The sequence below is a fragment of the Pedobacter chitinilyticus genome (assembly GCF_003313385.1).
Taxonomy (GTDB): Bacteria; Bacteroidota; Bacteroidia; order Sphingobacteriales; family Sphingobacteriaceae; genus Pedobacter; species Pedobacter chitinilyticus.
Window position 1 is genome coordinate 378,006 of sequence record NZ_QMHN01000001.1, and the last position, 22,252, is coordinate 400,257.

Genomic DNA, 22,252 nt, shown 5'->3' on the forward strand with positions numbered 1-22,252 from the left:
GTCAGTTCTTATTTGCGATTAAGCAAATAGCCAATTTTAACTGTTAGTAAATCATGAACCTCCGAAGCTTTGGGATTTCGATATGCTCAACGATAAAACAATTCAACAATCAATCAATTCTATTAACTTTGTTTTGCAATGAAACACTTAAGCTATCTCAATAAGTACTTTCTGAAATATAAATGGCGGATTTTGCCAGGCGTTCTGTTTGTCATTATCTCCAACATCTTTGGCGTAGTGCCCGCTCAGGTGATTAGGAACGCCTATGACCTGATTGTAGAAAATGCAGCTATTTACAGGCTGTATGAAGGCTTTGATAGACAAGCCATTGTTTACGATATTTTTAGTTATAGCCTGTTCTTTTTTGGTGCACTCATCTTATTCCTATATCTGCTAAGGGGTTTGTTCCTTTTCTTTATGCGTCAAACTATCATCCTCATGTCGCGACATATTGAGTATGATATGAAGAACGAAATTTATGCGCACTATCAGAAATTGAGCTTGGGTTTTTACAGACGCAACAACACGGGCGATCTGATGAATAGGGCTACGGAGGATGTGAATAGGGTTAGGATGTACGTTGGCCCAGCCATTATGTATGCCTTCAATACTACAGTACTTTTCCTTTTGGTTATTTATTTTATGTTTTCGGTAAATGCCACCTTGGCCATTTATGCTTTGTTGCCTTTGCCAGTATTGGTGCTTGCCATTTATTACGTAAATACCATCATTAACCAAAAAAGTGAAAAGATACAGGAGCAGTTATCTCGACTGTCGAGCTTTGTACAAGAGCGTTTTTCGGGCATCCGTGTCATGAAATCGTATGTAAGGGAAGCACATGCACAAACCATATTTGCCGAAGAAAGCAATGCCTATAAAACAAATTCGATGGGCTTGGTGAAAGTGCAGGCTTTCTTTTATCCAACCATGTTGTTGTTGGTAGGAATCAGTACCATTTTAACCATTTATATTGGTGGCGAACAGGTGATTGATGGTGCCATTACGCCTGGCAACATTGCTGAGTTTATTGTTTATGTAAACCAATTGACTTTTCCAGTAACCATGTTGGGCTGGGTAACCACACTTATCCAGCGTGCAGCGGCTTCCCAAAAACGGATCAACGAGTTTTTACAATTGCAGCCAGATATCAATAGCGGAAGTCAGGAAATTGATTTGAATGGGAATATCAGTTTTAAAAATGTAAGTTTTACTTATGCCGATACGGGGATAGAAGCCATCAAAGAAGTCAGTTTTGAAATCAAGCAAGGACAGTTTGTGGCCATTATTGGTAAAACGGGTTCGGGAAAATCTACCTTGGCCAATTTGCTGATGCGGATGTATGACCCTAGCTCAGGTGATATTTTGATAGAAGGACAAGCGTTGGATAAAATTGACTTGCATAGTTATCGCTCGCAAATTGGTTTTGTACCACAAGAGGTATTTTTGTTTTCTGATTCGATTAAAAATAATATCGCCTTTGGGCTTGATGCCGTAACCGATGAACAGGTTAACCAAGCAGCTAAAGACGCAGCGGTTTACCAAAATATCATAGGTTTTGAGCAGCAATTTGAAACCATGCTAGGAGAGCGTGGCATTACTTTATCGGGCGGACAAAAGCAAAGGGTTTCCATTGCAAGAGCTTTGATCAAGTCGCCGCAGATGCTCATTTTTGATGACTGTCTTTCGGCAGTAGATACCAAAACGGAAGAAGAAATTTTAAGTAATTTGGGTAAACTGATGAAAGGAAGGACCAGTGTGCTGATTGCGCATCGTATTTCGACCATCAAAAACGCAGATAAAATCTTGGTATTGGATAACGGAAGGATTATTGAAGAGGGTACTCATGAAGAGTTGTTGAACAGTGGTAAGGCTTATGCAGAGATGTATCAGAACCAACTTTTGGAAGAGGAAAATGTATAAAATATTAAAAAAACGTTAATTACTGTCATTTCTATTTTGAAAGTTGATAATTATTACATTATATTTACCCCAACCAAAACCACACTACACACAATAAAAAAATGGGAGATTTCGACAACAAAGAGAGAGAAGAGGTTTTTTCCAAGAAAGTTAGAGCGGGTAAACGCACTTATTTTTTTGATGTAAAAGCAACGCGTTCGGGTGATTACTATTTGACCTTAACCGAGAGTAAGAAAAGATTAGAAGATGGTGTTTTCGTAAAGCATAAAATCTTCTTATACAAAGAGGATTTCGAAAAGTTTGCAGAAGGTTTAACCGAAACTGTCGATTATATCAAATCTCGCCAAGAAGTGGTAGAAAAACGCTACGAATATTCTGACAACCAAGAATATGCAGCAAAATCTGATGATGACTTCACTTTCTAGGAATTAAAGAAAAAGACATACAATCCTTCTCGAATATCGAGAGGGATTTTTTATTTCTAAATGTTTTGAAAATGAAAAGAACGCTGACACTACCTGCCTTGAACTCGACTGGTCTATAAAACTGATGCTGAACTAAATTCAGCATGACGGAGCGTTGATTTAGCGTCACCCTGACCACGAAGTAGCTGCAAAGCAAATTTATTTCAGGGTCTGCCATAACTTAAAATAATTAAACAATTATAAACTAGTGATATAATGAAAAGAATACCACTGTTAGCATTAATACTGTGCTTCGCCATTAATTTATTTGCCCAAAAGCAAGAAAAGGTAGATGCCAAACTGAATAAGAGGATTGGCGAATTAGTGAAAGGTTTTAACGGTGAGGTGGGCGTTTATGTGAAATCGTTAAAAACAGGCAAAATAGCCACCTACAATGCCGATACTATTTTCCCAACGGCCAGTATGATCAAGGTGCCTATTACTTGTGGTGTATTCGATAAAATAGAAAAAGGTGAGTTGGCTTATAACACCCAGTTGATTTATAAAGACAGTCTTTTGTATGCAGGGGAGGATATTTTAGGTTCTTTTAAAAGTGGCGAAAAAATCTGGTTAGCTAAAGTGCTGATGCTGATGATTACCACTAGCGACAACACGGCAAGCCTGTGGTGCCAAAGTTTGGCGGGCACGGGTACAGCCATTAATGCATTGATGGCGAAATATGGTTTGGAGCATACCCGTGTAAATTCAAGAACACCCGATAGACAGGCTAACCAGCGTAAATACGGATGGGGGCAAACCACCCCTAGGGAAATGGCTACTTTATTGACATTGATTAGAGAAGGTAAGATGATTAGCGAAGCGGCTTCGGAACGAATTTACAGAAACCTTATTCGCATTTATTACGACAAGGAAGCATTATCAGAAATTCCACCTTATGTGCAGGTGGCTTCAAAATCAGGAGCGGTGAATGCCTCGCGTTCAGAAGTGGTGTTGGTGAATGCACCACATGGAGATTATGTTTTCTGTATCATCACCAAGAACCAAAAAGACACTTCTTGGAAGTATGACAATGAAGCCGAGGTGCTGATACGGAAAACAAGTAAGATGTTATGGAATTATTTTGAGCCTAAAAGCAGGTGGGAACCTGCTAAAGGCATCGAGAAATATCACTAACGGCCAGCCATGCCACCTACTATTGCAAATAGGAAAATAAGAAGGTAAAGCGCAATCACGATAATCATCATGATACCATAAAACTTAAAGAATGATTTAAGCTTGCGAATACCTGTCTCTAAACTAAGTTGGTCAGCATATAAAACACCTTGTTTAGCCTTCACCGAATAGCTAAAAAGCATTAAGCTAGGATAAAGAAATAATAAAGCGTAAAGTAACAATATAAAAGTAAGTACGCCACCACCCATGGCACTGTACATTTCCATGCCAGGCATTTGTGAAATGGTGCTAAACATAGCGCCCATAGAAAGGGCTACCAAAACCATTAGTCCAGAAAATATAAAGCCTACAATTCCTAAAAATTTAGTCCAGCCAGCCATATCGTATAAATAGCTACGCATGTTTTCTGTCACAACCAGTTGAGGCGGATTGCTTTGTTCTTCAAAAGTCGTTGTTTGTTCGATGTTATTATCCATAATTTTTGTTTGATTGCACTAAGCTAATAAAAAACAATAAAGTTTTAGTCTATGTCTGATGTATTTGCAAAGAAAATGAATTCATTTTACGGTCAACTAAAGTAGTAACCTCTAAAATCGTAAATCTATTTACTATCTTTGCGGCTTGAAAAACTTGACGGATAAGCTTTTGCTCAATTCGCTTAAAATCGTAAATCTAAAAATCTTAAATATAAAATGGCATTACAATGTGGTATAGTAGGCTTACCTAACGTGGGAAAATCTACTTTATTTAACTGTTTATCTAACGCTAAGGCGCAATCCGCTAACTTTCCGTTCTGTACTATCGAGCCAAATGTGGGTGTAATTACAGTACCTGATGAGCGTTTGAATAAACTAACTGAATTGGTAAAGCCTCAACGTGTAGTTCCAAACACTATTGAAATTGTGGACATTGCAGGTTTGGTAAAAGGCGCTTCGAAAGGAGAGGGATTAGGAAACCAGTTTTTAGGTAACATTAGAGCTACCAATGCTATTATTCACGTATTGCGTTGTTTTGACGATGGTAATATCATTCACGTAGATGGTTCTGTTGACCCTATCCGTGATAAAGAAATTATTGATACTGAATTGCAGTTGAAAGATTTGGATACGGTAACCAAACGTATTCAAAAAATAGAAAAACAAGCGAAAAGCGATAAAGATGCCAAAAGAGAATTTGATCTTTTGTCTGTGGTTAAAAGCCATTTAGAAACAGGTCAATCAGCTCGTTCAGCCGCTTTAAGTGTTGAAGACTTTGAAGAGATTGCTGGTTTGGGTTTGTTGACGCAAAAGCCAGTGATGTACGTGTGTAATGTAGATGAAGGTTCGGTAGTAAGCGGCAACAAATATGTGGATTTGGTGAAGCAAGCAGTAGCGGGCGAAAATGCTGAAGTATTAGTGATCTCGGCAAAAATCGAATCAGAAATTGCGGAACTGGAAAGCTACGAAGAGCGTCAAATGTTCTTGCAAGATTTAGGTTTAGATGAATCGGGGGTACATAAATTGATTAGAGCAGCTTATAGCTTGCTAGATTTGTATACTTATTTCACTGCTGGGGTACAAGAGGTGAGAGCTTGGACCATTACCAAAGGCTTTACTGCCCCACAAGCGGCTGGTGTAATCCATACAGACTTTGAGAAAGGTTTTATCCGTGCAGAAGTAATTAAATACAATGATTTTGTAACCTTAGGCTCTGAAAATGCTTGTAAAGAAGCTGGTAAGTTAGGAGTAGAGGGTAAGGCTTACGTAGTGGAAGATGGTGACATCATGCACTTTAGGTTTAATGTGTAAGTTATTGGCAAACCATTAAATTAGAGACAGCTTCGTTTCTCGCAGTGACGATCAGTTTGTTAAAATATTAAACCTCGTAGGTTTTTCTACGAGGTTTTTTTTATGGACAATAAGTTTGTTTAAACCTTTAATGATCCCCTAAACCCACGTGCAGCGTAATACGATTCGGCGCCGTTGTGGTAAATAAACACTCGTCCAAAACGCCAATCGCCAAAAATAGCGCCTCCCAGTTTCCTTACTTCTGGAGGAGTGGCCAACCAGCTCGAGGTTTTGGCGTCAAAGTTTCCCAATTGTTGTAATTGGTGATATTCTTCTTCAGTCAGTATTTCAATACCCATTTCGGCAGCCATACCAATGGCACTGTGTTTTGGTTTGTGTTCTTTTCTCGACTCTAAGGCTTCTGGATCGTAACAAATGCTACGGCGTCCTTTGGGTGTTTCGGCAGAGCAATCGAAGAATGTGTATTCGTCTTTGGCTTCGTTATAGCCCACTACATCAGGCTCGCCACCCGTAACTTCCATTTCGTCAAGTGTCCATAGTTTTTCAGGTTTGGCTGCTAGTTTCTGCTGTATTTTGTCCCAAGATAATCCTTTGTGGCGGTCCATGTTTTTCGCAAAGCGATTTTTTAAAATGCCAAGTAATTCTTCGCTTCTTTCTTGAGGTAATTTTAATTTATTGCTCATAGCTTAGGTTTTAAGGTTTGATTGGTGTAGTTGAGTGAGTCAATTTTCGACTAGCTGGTCTGAAACACCAAGATATCATAGTTAACACTAAAAGTAATAATGATGGGGCAATATCACCAAAGGAATCTTTTAAGATGAGATGAGAAATGATTGCTCCCGACATGGTGAAAAAGAAACCCGCGTAAGCCCATTCTTTTAACAAAGGGAATTTTGGAGAAAGCACGGCAATGACACCTAAGATTTTCCATATCCCCAAGATCATCAGGAGATATTCGGGATAACCCAAATGCTTCATCATCGTGATTTCTTCGTTTCTCTTTAAAATTTGTACAATGCCCGTGGATAGCATTCCTAAAGATAGCCAAAGGGTGGCTATCCAGTAAATGATTTTGTTGCGCTTTGCCATAAACGTATTATTTGAATGGGTTAAGTACTTTTTGTAATAGGTTGTGTGCCATGTTGATGCCTTGCGCAAAGGGCAGTTGTAGCATTTGATCACGGTGAGCAACGGATTTGTAAATGACATGCATGGTAAGCTTGCTGGTGTTTTCATTGAGGGCCTCGAAAGTTAAAAACTCCAGCTGCACTGGAAAAGGGGTGTTTTCCATTTCAAATGTTCTGATGATTTGTTGGTTAGGGCTAAACTCGTGAATTACACCATTGGCACTAAATAATAAGTTGCCCTGTGGGTCTCTTTTCTCGAACTGATAGCTGCCATGGGCTTTGTTTTCCAATTTGATGACTTTGTTGCCCATCCATTGCTCTACCAATTCAGGTTCTTCGTAGGCCTTAAAAAGTAAGGCCAGGGGAAGATCAAATTCGCGGGTAATGGTGATTTCCTGTTTGCCGTCTTCGGCGTGTATTTTGGTTTTTAGTTCCATGGCTTATGGTTTTGGTTGATATGCTTTCATTACCGCTTCTAGTTTGTTAAATCTATCGTCCCACATTTGTCTAAAGGGTTCAATGAAGTCGGCTATTTCTTTCATCTTTTGCGGGTTAAGCTGGTAGAAAATCTCCCGTCCATTTTGCGCCTTGTTGAGCAGTTCGCACTCGGTAAGGATTTGCAGGTGCTTGGATACGGTGGGTCTGGCCGTGTCAAAGTTTGCGGCAATGGTTCCTGCCGTCATGGATTGCGAGGCGACCAAAAGAAGGATTGCTCGTCGGGTAGGGTCGGCAATGGCCTGAAATACATCTCTACGTAAATTCATTATGAAGTCATTTGGCTACAAATATATATGTAGTTATTTAACTACGCAAATGTTTTTTGATTTAGTTTGGTTGGAGGTTAGGAGACTTACGTAGTTTTAGAAACTTCGTAAGTCTGAGCTTGAATTGAATAGGAAACCTCGTAGGTTTTGAAAACCTACGAGGTTTAGCATGAAGCAATTTTTAAATCACACGCGTGCCGCTGCTTGGTCACACGTGTGTCGTTACCCAATGACACGTGTGTGGTGGTCTGCTACACAGCTTTTAACTTCGCTACCTATTTTTTAACGCTTGTTGAGTTCCTTATGTGTCTATGTGGTTTATTTGTGTAAGTTTAAGCTTTGGGAATTGTGAAAATAAAATATAATCACATAGGCACATAGAAGTGTTTCAGGACTGACGTCGATTTTGATAGAAGGAAGAGGTTTGCGAAGGTTTGAGCTTATGAAAGAATACAAAATGTTTAATTGGATTCAGGTGCTATTAATGATTTACCCTCTCTGCCCTGTGGGCATCTCTCCCAAAGGGAGAGAGTAGTGTGATGCCTAACCAACTTTGCTTTTCTCTCCCTTTGGAGAACCGAGGCGTAAGCGAGCTCATTGACATCAAAAACACTATAAAAACGATTGTCAATAGATGGCGTAGCCAGAGAGGGTTTTGACGCTACACAAAATTAGCACTAAAGGAGTAGATTCCTCGTTCCTCGGAATGACAAAAAGGACAGCAGTTGCCAATTAAACCTGATTGTAGTGGAAATACTTTTTGTGTTTACTTGTCATTCAGAGCGTAGCGAAGAATCTACAGAGCAGCACTAAAGGAGTAGACTCCTCGTTCCTCGGAATGACAAAAAGGCCCATAAAAAGATTGCAGCGCAAAGCAGGACGATCGTATAATAGTGGCTACAGAAATTGCTTTTCGAAAAAAATTAAAGCAGCACGCCACTTAGGAACAATAACGCAAAAGAGAAATAAATGATCAAACCCGTTACGTCCACCAACGTGGCAACAAATGGGGTAGAAGAAGCGGCAGGGTCGGCACCGAGGCGCTTGAGCAAAAGCGGCAGCATGGAGCCCATGAGCGTGCCCCATAGCACCACGCCCACAAGGGAGCAGCCTACCACTAAACCAATGCGAATATAATGTTCGCTAAATGGCATGATGATGTGCCAGCCTAGGATGACGCAAAAGCTTAACAGACATAGGGTAGTGCCCAAGAAAATGCCCGAAATAATTTCACGTCGCATCACGTTCCACCAGTCTTTAATGGTGACTTCGCCAAGGGCCATGGCTTGTATAATAAGGGTTGCGGCTTGTGAACCACTGTTACCACCACTAGAAATAATTAAGGGGATAAAAGTAGCCAAGATCACCACTTTGGCAATTTGGCTTTCGAAGTTGGCCATGGCAGTAATGGTCAGCAACTCGCCAAAAAACAGGACGATAAGCCATACCACCCGTTTTTTATAGAGCTCAAATACCGATACATCTAGGTAAGGTTCGTCGAGTGCTTGCGTACCCCCCATTTTGTGCATGTCTTCGGTGTATTCTTCATGGGCAATCCATAAAATATCATCCACGGTGACAATCCCTAAAAGGATGTCTTGGTCGTCTACCACAGGTAAAGCCACCCTGTTGTTCATTTTGAAGACGTTAATGGCCTCTTCTTGCGGATCGTTTACGTTTAACGAAATCAGGCGGTTATCGGTGAGTTCTCCAATCTTCGCTTCTGGATCTGATAAGAGGATTTCGCGGATACGAATATCGTCCAACAGCACGCCGTCTTTGTCAATCACGTACACCACGTCAATGGTTTCGGAATTTTTACCGTACCTGCGGATGTGTGACAGCACCCTGCTTACGGTCCAGTCTGTTTTTACGGCAATAAAATCTGGGGTCATCAAACGGCCCACGCTATCTTCTGCATAACCTAACAAGTTAAGCGCTTCTTTACGGTCGTTATCTGGCAACAGTACCAGTAGTTTTTTTACGGCTTCGCCCTGTAATTCTCCAAAAAGTGCCGTCCTATCATCGGGAGGTAGTTGCCTAATGATTTCGGTAAGCTTGTTGGCTTGCAGTTTTTTAATGATACGCTCTTGGGTAGGAAAATCGAGGATACGAAAAACGTTGACTGCACGTTTGATGGATAAGGTCTCGATAAATTTAACTGCATGTTGAGGAAGTTCATCAATAAGCTCTTCCACATCAGAAATGTTGAGCTCATTGAGGTAGGCTTTTAGCTGCCTATCATTCTCGTTTTCCAACAAATTTAATACTTCTTCTACTTGCAGTTCTTCCATAAGCGTTGGATTTTTGGGGTTGTACTTTATGGGCGTGTAAAGGTGCGTTTTTTATTTTGAAAATTGGGTTAGCGCATGCAAATTTTGTACGGTTTTATGCTATTTTTTATCATGCTACTATTCATTAAGTGGTATTTTGAGGTTTTTGTTTGAAGGTCGCTATTTATAGTTTTATTTTATTGTGGCAAATACTTACTTTTAGCAGATTTTTTATGCAGTGACTCAACTGGCTCTATTTTATGAGATTGACGCTTTTATTTCTGTTTTTATGGCTAGCTTCCTTTTGCTCTTATGGACAGGAATATCCTAGAAGTTCTCAGTATATCTTTAATAATTATTTGTTAAACCCTGCTTTGTCTGGGATAGACAGTTACATCGATTTAAAACTAGGGCATAGGCAGCAGTGGTCTGGCTTAGAAGGAGCGCCAAGTACGCAGTATATTTCTGTGAATACAGCCATAGGCGATGATTATATTCGCAGCTCGATCAACTCTTTTCCAGGTAGAGGGTATAATCCGCTGAGCAGAAGTTACGTGAATTCCTACACGGCCGCTGAACCGCATCATGGTTTTGGCTTGATTGCCGTTACGGATAAAGCGGGTTTGGTGCGACAAAATAATGTAAATGCGACTTATGCTTACCACTTGGGGCTAACTACAGACATGAACTTATCCGTAGGGGTATCTGGTGGCTTTCACTCGTTGACCGTAAAGGTGGAAGACATTAGGGCCGAACATGAAACAGATCCCTTGTTTAATGCAGATTATAACAACCTGTTGAGGCCAGATTTGGGTTTTGGCGTGTGGTTATATGGACCTAGGTTCTACGTTGGTACTTCTGCTAAGCAGGTATTGGGCAAAAGGTCTGTTTTTAAAGACCAAGGTTATTCTGTATTGGCTTATCAATCGCCATCTTTTTATGGTACGGTGGGAGTAAAGCTGTTTTTGGATGAAGAAATAGCAATGATCCCCTCGATGTTGGTGAGTTATTGGAAAAATTCGCCTATGGCCATAGATTTAAACATGAAACTTGCTTATCAGGATAAATTTTGGTTGGCGGGTAGTTTAAGGTATAATGATGCTTTTTCTTTTTTAGCGGGATTTAATTTGAGCTCGCTGGTTAATTTAACCTATTCTTACGACATGAGTACCACGGCCATTCGTCGTGTAAATAAAGGCACCCACGAAATTGGCATTGGCTTCTTATTAAATAATACATACGAAGTGAAATGCTCTACCCGTCAGTTTTAACGGATCAGCGTAATACTTCCGCCAATAGGCTTACACTCTGCTCTTAAATCGATGATGTAATAATAAACGCCAGCAGGGAGTTCTTTGCCCCTAAACGTACCATCAAAAGGTTTCTTATAATCGCCAATCGCTTCGTAAATCAACTGTCCGCTTTTGGAGTATATTTTGATGTTATTTCCTTTAAAGTCAGGAAGTCCTTTTAACATCCAAGTATCATTTAGGCCATCTCCGTTAGGCGTCATGATGTTACCAATTTCAAGGTTGTCGTGGGTAACTTCCACTTTAATGGCCGCAAAGTCGCTCAAACACACGCCCAATTTACGACGGATGTAGTAAATGGCTGTTTTGCTTACTTTGAAATTGAAGATACCATTGGTTGATTCGTATAACGGGAATTCGTCTTCTATATTGGCGAAAAGCTGGTAGGTACCTTCTTGTGCACCAATAACGGGTATCGTAATGTCCGAAACGTAACACACACGGATATCTTTCACCACAGGAGTTTCTGGCGTATAATAAATATTGCCCACGGTGTAGTTTTGGCTAATGGCAAGGCCACATGCCGACATGTCTTTTACTTCCAAATAATAAGTGCCGCTGGCTACGTTGGTCAGGTCCTTGGTGGTTTGCACCACTTCGCCTAAATCGTTCATCCATTTATAGGTGTAGGCACCTAGGCCGCCAGTAATGTTAACGCCAGTAACCGAACCGCGTTTCAAGCCACAAGCATCGGTAGTTGCGGTTCCGCTACTAGGCTCAATTACTAATTTAGGAGTGGCATTAATGGTAAATGGCCCAATAATGGTTTCGCAGTTGTTAATGTCGTAAGCATAAAGTCTGTATACGCCAACAGGTAGGTTTTTGAGTTCTCTTAAAGTACCAGGGTAATTATTGTTGAGCTCATCTTTCCATTGAAATCTAACAGGGATAAGGGTAGAAGTGAAGTTTAAAGAGATATTCCCGTTATCCAGTTCGCAAGTGGTGTTCACAACTGTTTGCGTAAAAGTATAAGTAGCTGGAGCCTCTCTAGGGACTACAAAGGTTCGGGTATAGGTACAAACAGAAGTACTGTTGCTCGCTCTTAACATATACGAACCAGGCTCTAAATCTGTAATTTTAATGGAAACGCCAGGAGCGTAGGCGCCCGACATCAGAATGTCGTTGTTCGACATTTTGATCCAAGTGTATTGGTCGGCATTGGTAATGCTTACATTGTCAATGATACCATTGTTGAGTCCGCAACGGCCTGGGGTAATGTTGCCAGCACTAATCACAATAATGTTATTTACGGCAATGGTAAAGGTTTGGCTTACTGGCGAACAAGTACCTTGATCGGTCACGCGTAAAGTATAGGTACCACCTTCTACATCAATAAGGTCGGCAGTACTGGCAATCACCGTATTAATCATGATACCTGTAGCAGGGTCGTGTCTATACCAACTGTAAGTCACGGTACCAGTAGCATCGCTCACGGTGATATTTCTAATGGAGCCGTTAGGCACCCCACATGAAGCAGGCGTACGCACCATCGTGGTGGTATTAATGATTGGGGCTGGTCGTCTGCTAATCGTAATAGGATCTGAGGCAATAGAACAGCCCGAAGCATCGCTGGCGGTAACGGTATAAGTACCTTCTGGAAGGGTAGCGGGGTTGGCAATGCTCACTACCGTGCCAGCCGCATTTCGCCACTCATACCTAATGGTACCATTTCCTCTTAATACCTCCGCACGGAAAGAAAAGCTGGTTTGTCCGCAAGAGGGCGTAGGGGGAACAATTGTAGGTTTGGTAAGCTTTTGGTCACGGATTAAAAATACATTTGGAAACGATTTACAGCCGTCGTCAATAGTCACTTCATAGGTGCCTACCTCAAGGTTACTAACGCTTTGGGTATTGCCTAGCGGCACCCTGGTACCATCACTTTCAATTTTAACCCAGCTAAAGGTAAAGCCTTCCCTTACCTCTGGAATGGTAATTGAACCATTGGCATTACACGTTACGGGGAGTACAGTCGCTTCGTTAGGCAGCAATTGGGCATTCGAAAAAGGGGAAGTTGCCGCATTGAGCAAGCTTGCGGTAGCGGTTACACGTTGCGCTAATGCACCATTGTATTCCCAACGACCATCACTTCCTGCCTGCACGGTGGCAAAGTAGGTTTTTCCCTCACATAAATCATTACAGTTTTGGGTATAAAAAAGTTCAACTTCCGAATTGGGCGTGGCTTTACCCGATACGTGATTAGAATTATATTTAAGCACCTGCACAAAGGGTTGGGTAATGGTAAGGGTTTTACCAATACCAAAAACCTTATTGCAAAACATGCTGTTTCGTGTCACCTTAACAGGTTTTGCGGAAACCGTTTCGACCCCGAAATTATTATAGGCGATTTGGTTTTTCTCGGCATCGGTAGCACCTCCGATAGTACCCGAAGCGCCAGTTTCAATTTTAACGCCCATGCCATTGCCCAAATTTACTGTTCCAGCGGTATTGGTTCCAATATGGTTTCCAGTCAATATAAAATCGGCATTAGCAATGGAAACACCCACGGTTCTATTGCCGCCGATCACATTGTTTCTTACATATACGGCACTGTTCACCGCATCAATTTTAAGGCCTGATATTTCTAAAGAAGAAGAAGAAAGAAATAGGGGTAATTCATGAAAATCTTTTAACCCAGTATAGTCAACACCAATTTTATTGTTGATGATGTTGATGTCGAACCTACTGACCGAAGAGTTATAACGTTTAATATCTAAGTTGATTCTGTTGGCTGCAATCACGTTGCCTTCGCCAGCGTTATCTCCACCAACTTCCAAAGCGCAATCATAAAGGCTGGCAGCAACACCAATCACATTGGTATGTGGGGTAATCCCATCATATAAAACACCAATAAGGTTAGATTGTATCCTGATGTTTGAAAGTGGGGCTGTGGCAAAATAATAAGCATTTTGTATGGATATACCGTTGATATTGCCAATAATGACGTTGCCTTTTCCTGGGGCGCCAATTTTGATATCATTTGCTCTATAGTCAATGACAATGCCCGAGCCTTGCGCCATGTCTACATTTTGGAGGTTGTTGATGGTGGCAAAGTTTCTAATGCACAAACCATAAATTTGAACGCCAGTGGTTTGGATATTGGTAGCTGAGGTTTGTCCAATCAATAAGGCGCTAAACCTAGTGGTGGTATATTCGGGCTCTAAGATGATTTTTGCACCTGAAACACCCAATGGTGACCAAGAGCTTGAGCTCCCATCAATAATGGTGTTGGAGGGCACATAAGGAAGTACTGTCCTGAGCCTAATGGTACGGTTAGAATAATCGTTGCCATTACCAGGCATCTGGAAATTAATGGTATAAGTGGTGGTTCTATTGGGATCGCTCGCTAAGGTAAGCGCTTCTCTTAAGGTTCCTGGTCCGCTATCTGCATTGCTGGTTACGGTATAGGTTTGCGCAAAGGCTGCACTGTTTACAAGAAGTAAGGCAAATATTAACGAATAAAGGAGGCGCATTGATGGCAACATATTTCAGGCGAATATATCGAAAAAGCTTTAATATGTTGGCGTAAGTTGTTTAAAATGATGGACAAACAGCAGACAGCGCAAATAAAATTTCTATTCCTTAGGCTTATAATTATATTTGCACACTTGTTTCCGTAGTTCAATGGATAGAATGTCAGATTCCGGTTCTGATGATGGGGGTTCGAATCCCTTCGGGAACACCATACAGCCTCTAATTGAAAGATTAGAGGTTTTTTTGTTTGATGTCATTCCGAGGGAAGTGTAACGACGAGGAATCTGTTATCCTCATCTGAATCAAGCATTTGCTTTTACCTTATTTAATCTCTGTTATTACTTTTTATGAAAAATATAAGCACCATTATACATCTGCTTACACGAGCTATTGAGAGCCGCTTTATTGGTTACCTAGTTTTTAATCTTTTAATAACTGGTTTTTAGATCACCAGCGGACGCTTGCGCTAGATGGGTTCGAGCCCAGCTAGGGACCCATCGTTAAAAAAGCAGTTCTGAAAAGAGCTGCTTTTTTTATGAAATAAGCTTTTTATCAATTGGTTACAAAGAAAAATTCTCCTAAAAAAGTGGTTCGATGTTTTAGGGTCAAGAATGCATAAATTTGGTTCTTAACTGAATAAGGCTGTTTTTGATGATTCGAGCCCCACTATTGATATAATTTTTAGTTTGATTTTTTTGACTGAATATAACTTTCTTTAAACTACGCCTAGCTCTACCTTTCTTACTTAGTGCAACTTTAAGTCCTTTTATAATATTTTAGACAAGAAATATATGATGTCTAATATTTATATAGCATCCTCTTCGGTTATATCTTCTCCTTGTTTCTTGAAGTAGTCAATTTGCGTATTTGGGGTTATTGATCTTTTATCCATAAGAATACAATTAGGTGTATTAACTGAAACGAATAAATCGATTATGATTATATTAAAATACTTAATCAATAAATTTAGGTATGTTACGGTATAATCAATAGAACTAGAAAAGTTGATCAATTTTAGATATTTAAAGATAATATCTATATTTAAATATCTAAAATTCTCAGTTATGTTAATACGCTTTCTCCATCTTATTATTTTAATTGGTTGCATCCGCTTGTTCTGCAATGCCTAAATTCTTTTATTGCATAATTTGATTAACTGATAATAGATACTTATAGGTAATACGGTTTCCAGTAAAATTCTGATTTCATTTTTTACGATAATTGTGTATGTGCAGATTAAAGTATTCACAGCAAGAGTCTATAGGAATTAGAATGACTCAAGTATAAAAAATAATTAAAATGAAAATAGATATTCACGTTCATACTAAAAAAGTAAAAACTGGAGATGCAGATACTAGAAATGTTACGGCTGATCGCTTTAATGAGATTATCAGATCAACTGAGGTTAGGATATTGGCTATAACTAATCACAACCATTTTGATATTGATCAATACAAGGAAATCAGCGATTCTGTAAAGGATGTCTGTCAGATTTGGCCAGGTATTGAACTGGATATCCAAGAAAATTCCAAGCGTGCCCATTTACTAGTTATAGCGAACCCTAAAAATGTGGAGGCTTTTAATCAACGTTGCGAAAGCATACTAGCTGGACAAAATCCGAATACTTTCGCCATTTCCATTGCAGCTACTGTCGAAAATTTCGAAGATTTAGATTGCATTTATATTGCGCATTACATGAATAAAACACCAAACTTGGGAGATGTGGAGCTAGGGGTTTTGTCCGCTCTCATCAGTAATCCCAAGAGAGTGATTAAAGAGGCCGCAAATTCCATTTCCGCTGGTATTTTCATTAGCCATGGCCATAACTCAATTTACGGTTCAGATATTCAGGATTGGAATGACTATGAAGTTTTATCCCAAGGCCTGCCCGATTTGCGTCTACCAGTTGACAGCTTTGAGCAGTTCTGTCTCCTTTTGGATAAGAACGAGGCAACGATAAATACGATTCTGCAAAAGAAAACTTGTGATAAAGTCACCATTGCCCCCTTTGGGGCAGGGGAAATCATGAATCTAGATATTTACAATGATATCAATATACTGTTCGGATCCAAAGGGACAGGAAAAACAGATATTTTAAAAAGTCTATCGGCATATTATAATAGTATCGGTTATACCACCAGCGTTTATATGTCAAACGATAGACATGTAAACGATGTGTTCAATTTGCGCGGCCAAAATTTTAACGCTGATGTAAGCGACTTCGGAGTTGATGAGTGCGTAACGGAGATTGAATTTATCAAAACTGCTACCGAAGTGGCTATTACCAGTCTAGGAAAATACAGGCAGCATTTTTCTGGTGAGGAGACTAATAAGATTTCCCAGAAGCTCAAAATAAAAACCATAAACCATATTGATGAAGCGGGGGCCGCAAGGGCGCTGGATGAAGTAAGTAGAATCCTGCAAGAATTCAAGGCTTTTAAGGAATTTCTATCCGACAATACCTTAGTTGGAGATCTTATTGAAAAAGAATTAATAGAAGAACTAATTGATGTCTTAGAGCGGATTTTACTTAGTCTGAAAGTGAAAATCGACAATCAATTTTTAGAGGCTAGCAGTTTGAAGTTATTAAACCAGATAGTCAGCATATTCAATCAGGAAATCGCAAAGAAAACAGGTATCCCACAGAAGCCAACTGGAACAGGGTTTATCGATTATGCTAGGAACAGGATAAAGATTGAGCAAAACATTAGAAAGATAAACCTAGCCATCAACACTTCTATTGCGTCCATTGAGGATTATGCTGGAGATCTGGGTGAAAAAGGAAAACTTTACTGCAAAACCAGCCTGATGATCCAAAATGGATCATTCGTAAACGGTGCATATGAGACCGTTAAAAATATAAATAAAACTCCACAAAAGGACTTTGCTAATAATATTATCTCGATTTCGAGGCACGTATACAGCAATGAGCTGTTTGAGAAAATAGCCGATTTAAAACATATTGACGGTATAGAACATATCCGGAACATAAGTGATCTACTTCAGTTCAACCGAGTTTTTGTTCTGAACGGAAATTTATATAATCCTTCAAATGGAGAGTCTTCAATGATCCTCTTGCATAAAGAACTGACAGAAGATAAGGAAATTTATCTCATTGACGAACCAGAGAAAAGTCTCGGTAATGATTACATCAACGATGTGATTGTCCCCATCATCAAAGAAAAGGCTCTTTTAGGTAAAAAAGTGATCATTGCTACTCATGATGCCAATATTGCCGTCAGGACTTTACCCTACAATTCCATTTATCGGCTGAGGGAAAATGGCCTATATTACACTATGACGGGAAATCCGTTTTTCAATAAATTAAAGTGCATTAATACTTCCAGAGCTGAACTGGACTGGAAAGAAATCAGCATGAAAACACTAGAAGGAGGCAAATCGGCCTTCGGAGAAAGGGGTAAAATCTATGGAAACTAAAACAGCGACAATCAAAAGACAAACTGACCAGAGCAAGCTTGTACTGCAAGGACATACAAGCAGTTTTGAGATCATTTTAACTGAGGACAATCCTAATAATATCAAGAGTATATTTAACTTGATTATCAAGGATTTAAAAAATGGTTTAATCCAATTTCAACTAAATGACGATAAAGAGGATATGTACTATCACATCTGTAAGGAATACATTAAGCAGTTGAATGCAGAAATGATAATTATTTATCAAGAGCTAGAAAGGTATGATCTGGTGGTAGTAGAAGGAAAGGAAGATCCGGTTACTAATCAAACAAGCTAAACCCGATAGTGATGTTCCTTGAGTGAAGTATTGGCAATTAAATTTATGGGAGGGTAAAGGTTTTTTGTTTTTTTGTATGGGAAACCAGAGAGCTTGGTGTTCCTGATTGAGTATTATTTTTATATAAACCAACAATAACTAATTTAACGGAGAGAAAATACTCCAATTATTATCCAAACTATTCTGTACAAAGCATAAGAACGGATAAGACCACATTAAGTTTTTTTATTTTTAAAAAAGATCATATATGCCTGCTTTTAGAGGAATCAATTTGCGTTCTGGGGACCTTGCTGAACAACTTGGTATATTGCTACTGCAATCCGTTGCTTTGGTAGCCCCAATTCCTCGTACAGAAGACGTAGGGATCGACGTTGTCTCTACCCTTATCAAAAAATATGACGGCTATAAATACATTGCAGAAGATTCTTTTTTTGTATCTATAAAATCGGCGTCAATAACTGAGGTTTCATTCGAAGGTGACCAAGTAAAATGGCTGAAGGATCTGCAGCTGCCGTTATTTATTGCAACAGTAGATCGCAGAACTTCCACCATAAAGCTTTATACTACACAGGGTATGTCTGTTGCATTCGCTTCTAATTCGGAAATTCGGAAGATAAACTTCCAGCTTATGGAAAATTATGATGGAGAGCTTGACAACGTAGACGAAGAACTGGATTTGCCCATAGGTCCTCCAGTTTTGAAATGGACTCTAAACGATATTGAAACAAAACCCAATTTCGTGCATAAATTCTATGACCTGATGAAAATTCATGTGACCATTGCCAAAAAATCGATAGAAACCAAACGTATAGGGTATGTGGATCTTATGGTATGGAAAACGGGCAAAGTTCCAAAAGTATGGGCACAGCAACTGAAATTCAGAAAGGATAACCTAGCCGTGGATGAAATATCAGCACCTTATTTTCAATCAATTTTACACAACCTATCACTTGGTAACGAAATTGAAACGACCAGGAGCCTATACCGTTTATTCGATAAAGTTCTCAATCATGCGGGTCATTTTCATATCGTCAATGGAGTTAAGGAGTTAAAACCGCTGCCTTTGATTCTCAAAGAGAAAGCTACAGAAGATACTGACATTCCATTCTAAAATTCCCTGTATAGGTGGGTAAATAACATATAAACATTTTCAAGAATCGGAGGATGTAGTAAATGACGAAATATGGCTAGGGCTCATCATACCTTATTAAACTTGAATAAAACTATTTGAAATATTCGTATAAATAAACCTATGGAGGATCAAAGTGATGAGAATAAATCAATATGGCAATTCTGTTACTTGGTATCTAGTTCAACAATCGTTTTATACCGCTAGGTTAATGATTATATGTCACAAATATTTAATATGAAAATCCAATATTCATTTTATCTTTTCAAGAACTTTCGAAAAACTCCAATTTCAATTAATTCTTCGACAAAATTGTTCGAATTACTCACCGCCAATGACCATCTATACTCATCATTTAAGATGAATTTTTGAAATAAGAATATGATCTATTTCGGTTTCGGGCATTGCTGCAAGTGCAACTTTTAACAATATCTGATAGACTTTAAGCGGTAAACACGTTTTTTGCAAAACTTATTCTACAGCGAGATTGAAGTAATCACCTATAGGCTACCATCAAATACAAATTTCCTGTGCCTTTAGCCCCATCAAAGCTACCTTTTAAGTAGGGCTTAAGTAGGGTTTAAGTAGGGATAGAGTACTATGAGTGTACTATATTATGCTTGCATAGTATTAAAATAGGCGTTTTGCAAAGCAAGAAAGGCCCTTAGAAAAGGAATAAATGGTCTTAGAAAAGGAATAAATGGTCTTGGAAAAGGAATAAATGGTCTTGGAAAAGGAATAAATGGTCTTGGAAAAAGAATAAATGGCCTTGGAAAAGGAATAAATGGTCTTGGAAAAAGAATAAATGGCCTTAGAAAAAGAATAAATGGTCTTGGAAAAGGAATAAATGGTCTCGGAAAAGGAATAAATGGTCTTGGAAAAGGAAGAAAAAGCCCTTCGGATGGAAAGGGGAATTGGGTCTATTCAGTAAAACTGGGTCCGTTCAATAAACGGTTTCGAAAAGAAAATGAAGGATGATCCAATTGTTTTCCGAAGGGTCGGCTTTATAAAAACCGACCTTTTTTATTTTTCTTCCTTACGAATGACATTGTAATTTGGAGATAAGATTTCGACCCCAGCTTTGTTAAATTCATCCTGAATGTTCTCCATTAAATTGCTGTAAATACCTGCTTGCAAATTAGCTTGCAAAGTATAGGCGTTAATTTGGTATCCAATACTGAAATCGTCAAGGTCGGTTTGTAAAACAAAAGGTGCTGGTTCTTTTTCGATATGGACAGTAGCTAAGGCGGCATTGGTTAAAAGTTCGTATACCTGTTTCCACGGAACATCATACCCAATGGTTACCGTGTAATGAAGAATTAGCCCAGGTTCATTATTTTTTGTTCTGGCGGAGTAATTTACAGTACTGGCCGATAATACCATGGAATTGGGAACCGTAACGTCTTCATTTTTAATGGTTCTGATACGGGTAACCAGCATGGTTTTTTCAATCACGTCGCCCGTAACGTCGCCTATTTTAACCCTATCGCCAAGCTTAAACGGTCTCATATAGGTAATCACCAAACCTGCCACTAAATTGCTGGTCGCACTTGAAGAACCCAAGGAAAGGAGTATGCCCAAGAAAACGGAAACCCCTTGAAATGCAGGTGAACTGGAACCAGGTAAATAAGGGAAAATAATCACTAACATAAAGGCATATAAAATGACCTTCAGGATATTGAAAGTAGGCATTGCCCAATCTTGGTGAAAGCCTTTTATTTTGACATTGCCCACCCTAATTTCGCGGAAGAAAAACTTGATAGCCTTTAAAATGTACTTGAAAATATAGTACACCACAATGATGGTGAATAAATTGGGAAGGTAATCGACAATAGCTTTAGTAGCGCCTTTAATTGGACTTAAGATCCATTTAAGCAGCGTGTTGGTCCAGCCTTCGGTTTCAGGGAAAATGCTAAAAAGCAGCGGCAAGGAAAGATAAATCACCAAAAGAATGACAATGATCTTTACAATGCTATTGATTTTTAGTAGAATTCCTTCGAGATATTTAGGAGATAGGATTTGCGTTTTTTTGATGACCAGCCCATTGCCCAACAGAATTTTTTGATTAACAATGTAGTTGGCGGTTTTTCGGAAGAAATAGTTGGTAACTTTAATAATAACAATCAACATTAAAATCACCAATAGCGATAGCCCAATCCGCTTAGCCCAATTGATTAAGCTATGTGATTTTTTCTCGCTTTCTACCCCGTTCTTGATAATGTTGAGGTAATCTTTGGCCAGCGCTGCATTACTTTTCCCAAGCCATAGTCCATCTAAGTTGCCAACGGTTAAAATAATGAGCTTTTTCTTATAGATGATATCATGACTATCGTTTAACGAGTTGATGCGTAAAGAGTCAGGATTGTAGAAAGCATCCTCATATATTTTGTTGATTTTCTCTGAAATGGCTTGCGCTCTTTCCTTGGCGTCAAAGGAACCTGTGCGGGTGTAAATGTAAAAGAGGGTGTCGAGATTTAAGACTACGGGATAGCCCTTTGTTGTTTTTTTTAAACTGGCAATTTCCTGTAACTGTGATAATTTTCGTAGCGAATCTGTTCTTTCAATTTCCCTTAGTTTTTTCTCTAGCTCGAAGGTTTTCTTCACATTACCGCTAGCGGCAATCAGTTCCCTCTCTAAACGTTCCTTTAGCAGCGAATCCACATTGGCTTGCTGTTGGTCACGTATTAATAGCGCAACATCAAGGTCCGAATTTCGGTTAACCGTATCCTTAGGTTTTTGGCCATGAGCTAAATGAGTGGTATTGATTAGCCCAAAAAAGAATAAAAAAAATAGAAATAAAGAAGAATAAGGCTTTCTAACAATCATCGACGAGCTGTTTGTGGTTAAGCCTAATATAGCAATTTGTGCGCTAATAAACTTTAATCCTTTGGTGCTTTTTTAATAGGATGCACGGGTTGCTCGCTTTCTTCGCGTTGCTTTGCAGGGTTTTTGGTTTTCACCTTTTTTGTTTTTACCTCAAAAATTTCATTTTTAATGCTTTTTAGAGGTTTAATGCTGTGGTCTGTTTTTTCTGATTCGGTATTGCCGCCCTTTGTATTTCCTGTGATGTTCATCTGTTATGAGGTTTTGATTTGCTTAGTTAACAAATGAAAAGCACA

The 22,252-nt window shown here is 39.3% G+C and carries 17 protein-coding genes and 1 tRNA gene; 9 read left to right on the top strand and 9 right to left on the bottom strand.

Features of this window, described 5'->3' with window-relative positions:
• Positions 1 to 138 precede the first annotated feature (138 nt).
• The 3 genes from DUT70_RS01570 to DUT70_RS01580 all read left to right on the top strand — a co-directional run bounded on the left by DUT70_RS01570 (position 139) and on the right by DUT70_RS01580 (position 3,518).
• Complete coding sequence (locus DUT70_RS01570) at positions 139 to 1,920, top strand: ABC transporter ATP-binding protein (protein WP_113645547.1); 1,782 nt, start codon at positions 139 to 141, stop codon at positions 1,918 to 1,920.
• A 101-nt stretch (positions 1,921 to 2,021) separates the two neighbouring features.
• The gene (locus DUT70_RS01575; RefSeq protein WP_113645548.1) at positions 2,022 to 2,345 is read left to right on the top strand and encodes a DUF3276 family protein; all 324 of its coding nucleotides are present in this window, start codon (positions 2,022 to 2,024) and stop codon (positions 2,343 to 2,345) included.
• Positions 2,346 to 2,600: 255 nt separating this feature from the next.
• Positions 2,601 to 3,518, top strand: a complete 918-nt coding sequence (locus DUT70_RS01580; protein ID WP_113645549.1) for a serine hydrolase — start codon at positions 2,601 to 2,603, stop codon at positions 3,516 to 3,518.
• On the opposite strand, the gene DUT70_RS01585 is transcribed toward DUT70_RS01580, so the two are convergent.
• Positions 3,515 to 3,994: a DUF5362 family protein gene (locus DUT70_RS01585; protein ID WP_113645550.1), complete on the bottom strand. Its 480-nt coding sequence runs from the start codon at positions 3,992 to 3,994 to the stop codon at positions 3,515 to 3,517. The two genes, DUT70_RS01580 and DUT70_RS01585, sit on opposite strands and share 4 nt — an antisense overlap.
• 216 nt (positions 3,995 to 4,210) lie before the next feature.
• Here DUT70_RS01585 and ychF point away from each other — a divergent pair, with 216 nt between their 5' ends.
• Complete coding sequence (gene ychF, locus DUT70_RS01590; RefSeq protein WP_113645551.1) at positions 4,211 to 5,305, top strand: redox-regulated ATPase YchF; 1,095 nt, start codon at positions 4,211 to 4,213, stop codon at positions 5,303 to 5,305.
• A gap of 119 nt (positions 5,306 to 5,424) precedes the next feature.
• Here ychF and DUT70_RS01595 read toward each other — a convergent pair whose 3' ends face one another.
• From DUT70_RS01595 to mgtE, 5 genes are all read right to left on the bottom strand, one after another.
• Positions 5,425 to 5,988, bottom strand: a complete 564-nt coding sequence (locus tag DUT70_RS01595; RefSeq protein ID WP_113645552.1) for a DUF4256 domain-containing protein — start codon at positions 5,986 to 5,988, stop codon at positions 5,425 to 5,427.
• A gap of 10 nt (positions 5,989 to 5,998) precedes the next feature.
• Positions 5,999 to 6,394, bottom strand: coding sequence for a DoxX family protein (locus tag DUT70_RS01600; RefSeq protein ID WP_113645553.1), 396 nt, complete (start codon positions 6,392 to 6,394; stop codon positions 5,999 to 6,001).
• A 7-nt stretch (positions 6,395 to 6,401) separates the two neighbouring features.
• A complete protein-coding gene (locus DUT70_RS01605; RefSeq protein WP_113645554.1) occupies positions 6,402 to 6,869 on the bottom strand; it encodes an SRPBCC domain-containing protein in 468 nt (155 codons plus the stop codon).
• Positions 6,870 to 6,872: 3 nt separating this feature from the next.
• Positions 6,873 to 7,196 carry an ArsR/SmtB family transcription factor gene (locus DUT70_RS01610; protein ID WP_113645555.1) on the bottom strand — a complete coding sequence of 108 codons (324 nt, stop codon included), beginning with the start codon at positions 7,194 to 7,196 and terminating at the stop codon, positions 6,873 to 6,875.
• A gap of 923 nt (positions 7,197 to 8,119) precedes the next feature.
• Positions 8,120 to 9,490 carry a magnesium transporter gene (gene mgtE, locus DUT70_RS01615; protein WP_113645556.1) on the bottom strand — a complete coding sequence of 457 codons (1,371 nt, stop codon included), beginning with the start codon at positions 9,488 to 9,490 and terminating at the stop codon, positions 8,120 to 8,122.
• A gap of 239 nt (positions 9,491 to 9,729) precedes the next feature.
• Here mgtE and DUT70_RS01620 point away from each other — a divergent pair, with 239 nt between their 5' ends.
• Positions 9,730 to 10,740, top strand: coding sequence for a PorP/SprF family type IX secretion system membrane protein (locus tag DUT70_RS01620; RefSeq protein ID WP_113645557.1), 1,011 nt, complete (start codon positions 9,730 to 9,732; stop codon positions 10,738 to 10,740).
• Here DUT70_RS01620 and DUT70_RS01625 read toward each other — a convergent pair.
• Positions 10,737 to 14,249 (bottom strand): gliding motility-associated C-terminal domain-containing protein, encoded by a 3,513-nt coding sequence (locus tag DUT70_RS01625; protein WP_113645558.1) that lies wholly within the window; start codon positions 14,247 to 14,249, stop codon positions 10,737 to 10,739. The genes DUT70_RS01620 and DUT70_RS01625 overlap by 4 nt on opposite strands.
• A 137-nt stretch (positions 14,250 to 14,386) precedes the next feature.
• On the opposite strand from DUT70_RS01625, the gene DUT70_RS01630 reads away from it, so the two are divergent.
• The 4 genes from DUT70_RS01630 (at position 14,387) to DUT70_RS01650 (ending at position 19,115) form a co-directional block, all read left to right on the top strand.
• A tRNA-Arg gene (locus DUT70_RS01630) sits at positions 14,387 to 14,461 on the top strand.
• Between the two features lie 1,088 nt (positions 14,462 to 15,549).
• Positions 15,550 to 17,688, top strand: coding sequence for a hypothetical protein (locus DUT70_RS01640; protein ID WP_113645560.1), 2,139 nt, complete (start codon positions 15,550 to 15,552; stop codon positions 17,686 to 17,688).
• Entirely contained in the window at positions 17,678 to 18,004 is a 327-nt protein-coding gene (locus DUT70_RS01645) for a hypothetical protein (RefSeq protein ID WP_113645561.1), read from the top strand. Before DUT70_RS01640 ends, DUT70_RS01645 begins: the two co-directional genes overlap by 11 nt.
• Before the next feature lie 247 nt (positions 18,005 to 18,251).
• A complete protein-coding gene (locus DUT70_RS01650) occupies positions 18,252 to 19,115 on the top strand; it encodes a hypothetical protein (protein WP_113645562.1) in 864 nt (287 codons plus the stop codon).
• Positions 19,116 to 20,156: 1,041 nt separating this feature from the next.
• Here the strand turns inward: DUT70_RS01650 and DUT70_RS01655 are convergent.
• On the bottom strand, positions 20,157 to 21,959 hold the full coding sequence (locus DUT70_RS01655) for a mechanosensitive ion channel family protein (protein ID WP_113645563.1): 1,803 nt from the start codon (positions 21,957 to 21,959) through the stop codon (positions 20,157 to 20,159).
• Positions 21,960 to 22,012: 53 nt separating this feature from the next.
• Positions 22,013 to 22,207 (bottom strand): hypothetical protein, encoded by a 195-nt coding sequence (locus DUT70_RS01660; protein WP_113645564.1) that lies wholly within the window; start codon positions 22,205 to 22,207, stop codon positions 22,013 to 22,015.
• Positions 22,208 to 22,252 lie beyond the last annotated feature (45 nt).

Coding starts and splice junctions, on each gene's coding strand:
- DUT70_RS01570 (WP_113645547.1), top strand. CDS start 139: ATGAAACACTTAAGCTATCTCAATAAGTACTTTCTGAAATATAAATGG.
- DUT70_RS01575 (WP_113645548.1), top strand. CDS start 2,022: ATGGGAGATTTCGACAACAAAGAGAGAGAAGAGGTTTTTTCCAAGAAA.
- DUT70_RS01580 (WP_113645549.1), top strand. CDS start 2,601: ATGAAAAGAATACCACTGTTAGCATTAATACTGTGCTTCGCCATTAAT.
- DUT70_RS01585 (WP_113645550.1), bottom strand. CDS start 3,994: ATGGATAATAACATCGAACAAACAACGACTTTTGAAGAACAAAGCAAT.
- ychF (WP_113645551.1), top strand. CDS start 4,211: ATGGCATTACAATGTGGTATAGTAGGCTTACCTAACGTGGGAAAATCT.
- DUT70_RS01595 (WP_113645552.1), bottom strand. CDS start 5,988: ATGAGCAATAAATTAAAATTACCTCAAGAAAGAAGCGAAGAATTACTT.
- DUT70_RS01600 (WP_113645553.1), bottom strand. CDS start 6,394: ATGGCAAAGCGCAACAAAATCATTTACTGGATAGCCACCCTTTGGCTA.
- DUT70_RS01605 (WP_113645554.1), bottom strand. CDS start 6,869: ATGGAACTAAAAACCAAAATACACGCCGAAGACGGCAAACAGGAAATC.
- DUT70_RS01610 (WP_113645555.1), bottom strand. CDS start 7,196: ATGAATTTACGTAGAGATGTATTTCAGGCCATTGCCGACCCTACCCGA.
- mgtE (WP_113645556.1), bottom strand. CDS start 9,490: ATGGAAGAACTGCAAGTAGAAGAAGTATTAAATTTGTTGGAAAACGAG.
- DUT70_RS01620 (WP_113645557.1), top strand. CDS start 9,730: ATGAGATTGACGCTTTTATTTCTGTTTTTATGGCTAGCTTCCTTTTGC.
- DUT70_RS01625 (WP_113645558.1), bottom strand. CDS start 14,249: ATGCGCCTCCTTTATTCGTTAATATTTGCCTTACTTCTTGTAAACAGT.
- DUT70_RS01640 (WP_113645560.1), top strand. CDS start 15,550: ATGAAAATAGATATTCACGTTCATACTAAAAAAGTAAAAACTGGAGAT.
- DUT70_RS01645 (WP_113645561.1), top strand. CDS start 17,678: ATGGAAACTAAAACAGCGACAATCAAAAGACAAACTGACCAGAGCAAG.
- DUT70_RS01650 (WP_113645562.1), top strand. CDS start 18,252: ATGCCTGCTTTTAGAGGAATCAATTTGCGTTCTGGGGACCTTGCTGAA.
- DUT70_RS01655 (WP_113645563.1), bottom strand. CDS start 21,959: ATGATTGTTAGAAAGCCTTATTCTTCTTTATTTCTATTTTTTTTATTC.
- DUT70_RS01660 (WP_113645564.1), bottom strand. CDS start 22,207: ATGAACATCACAGGAAATACAAAGGGCGGCAATACCGAATCAGAAAAA.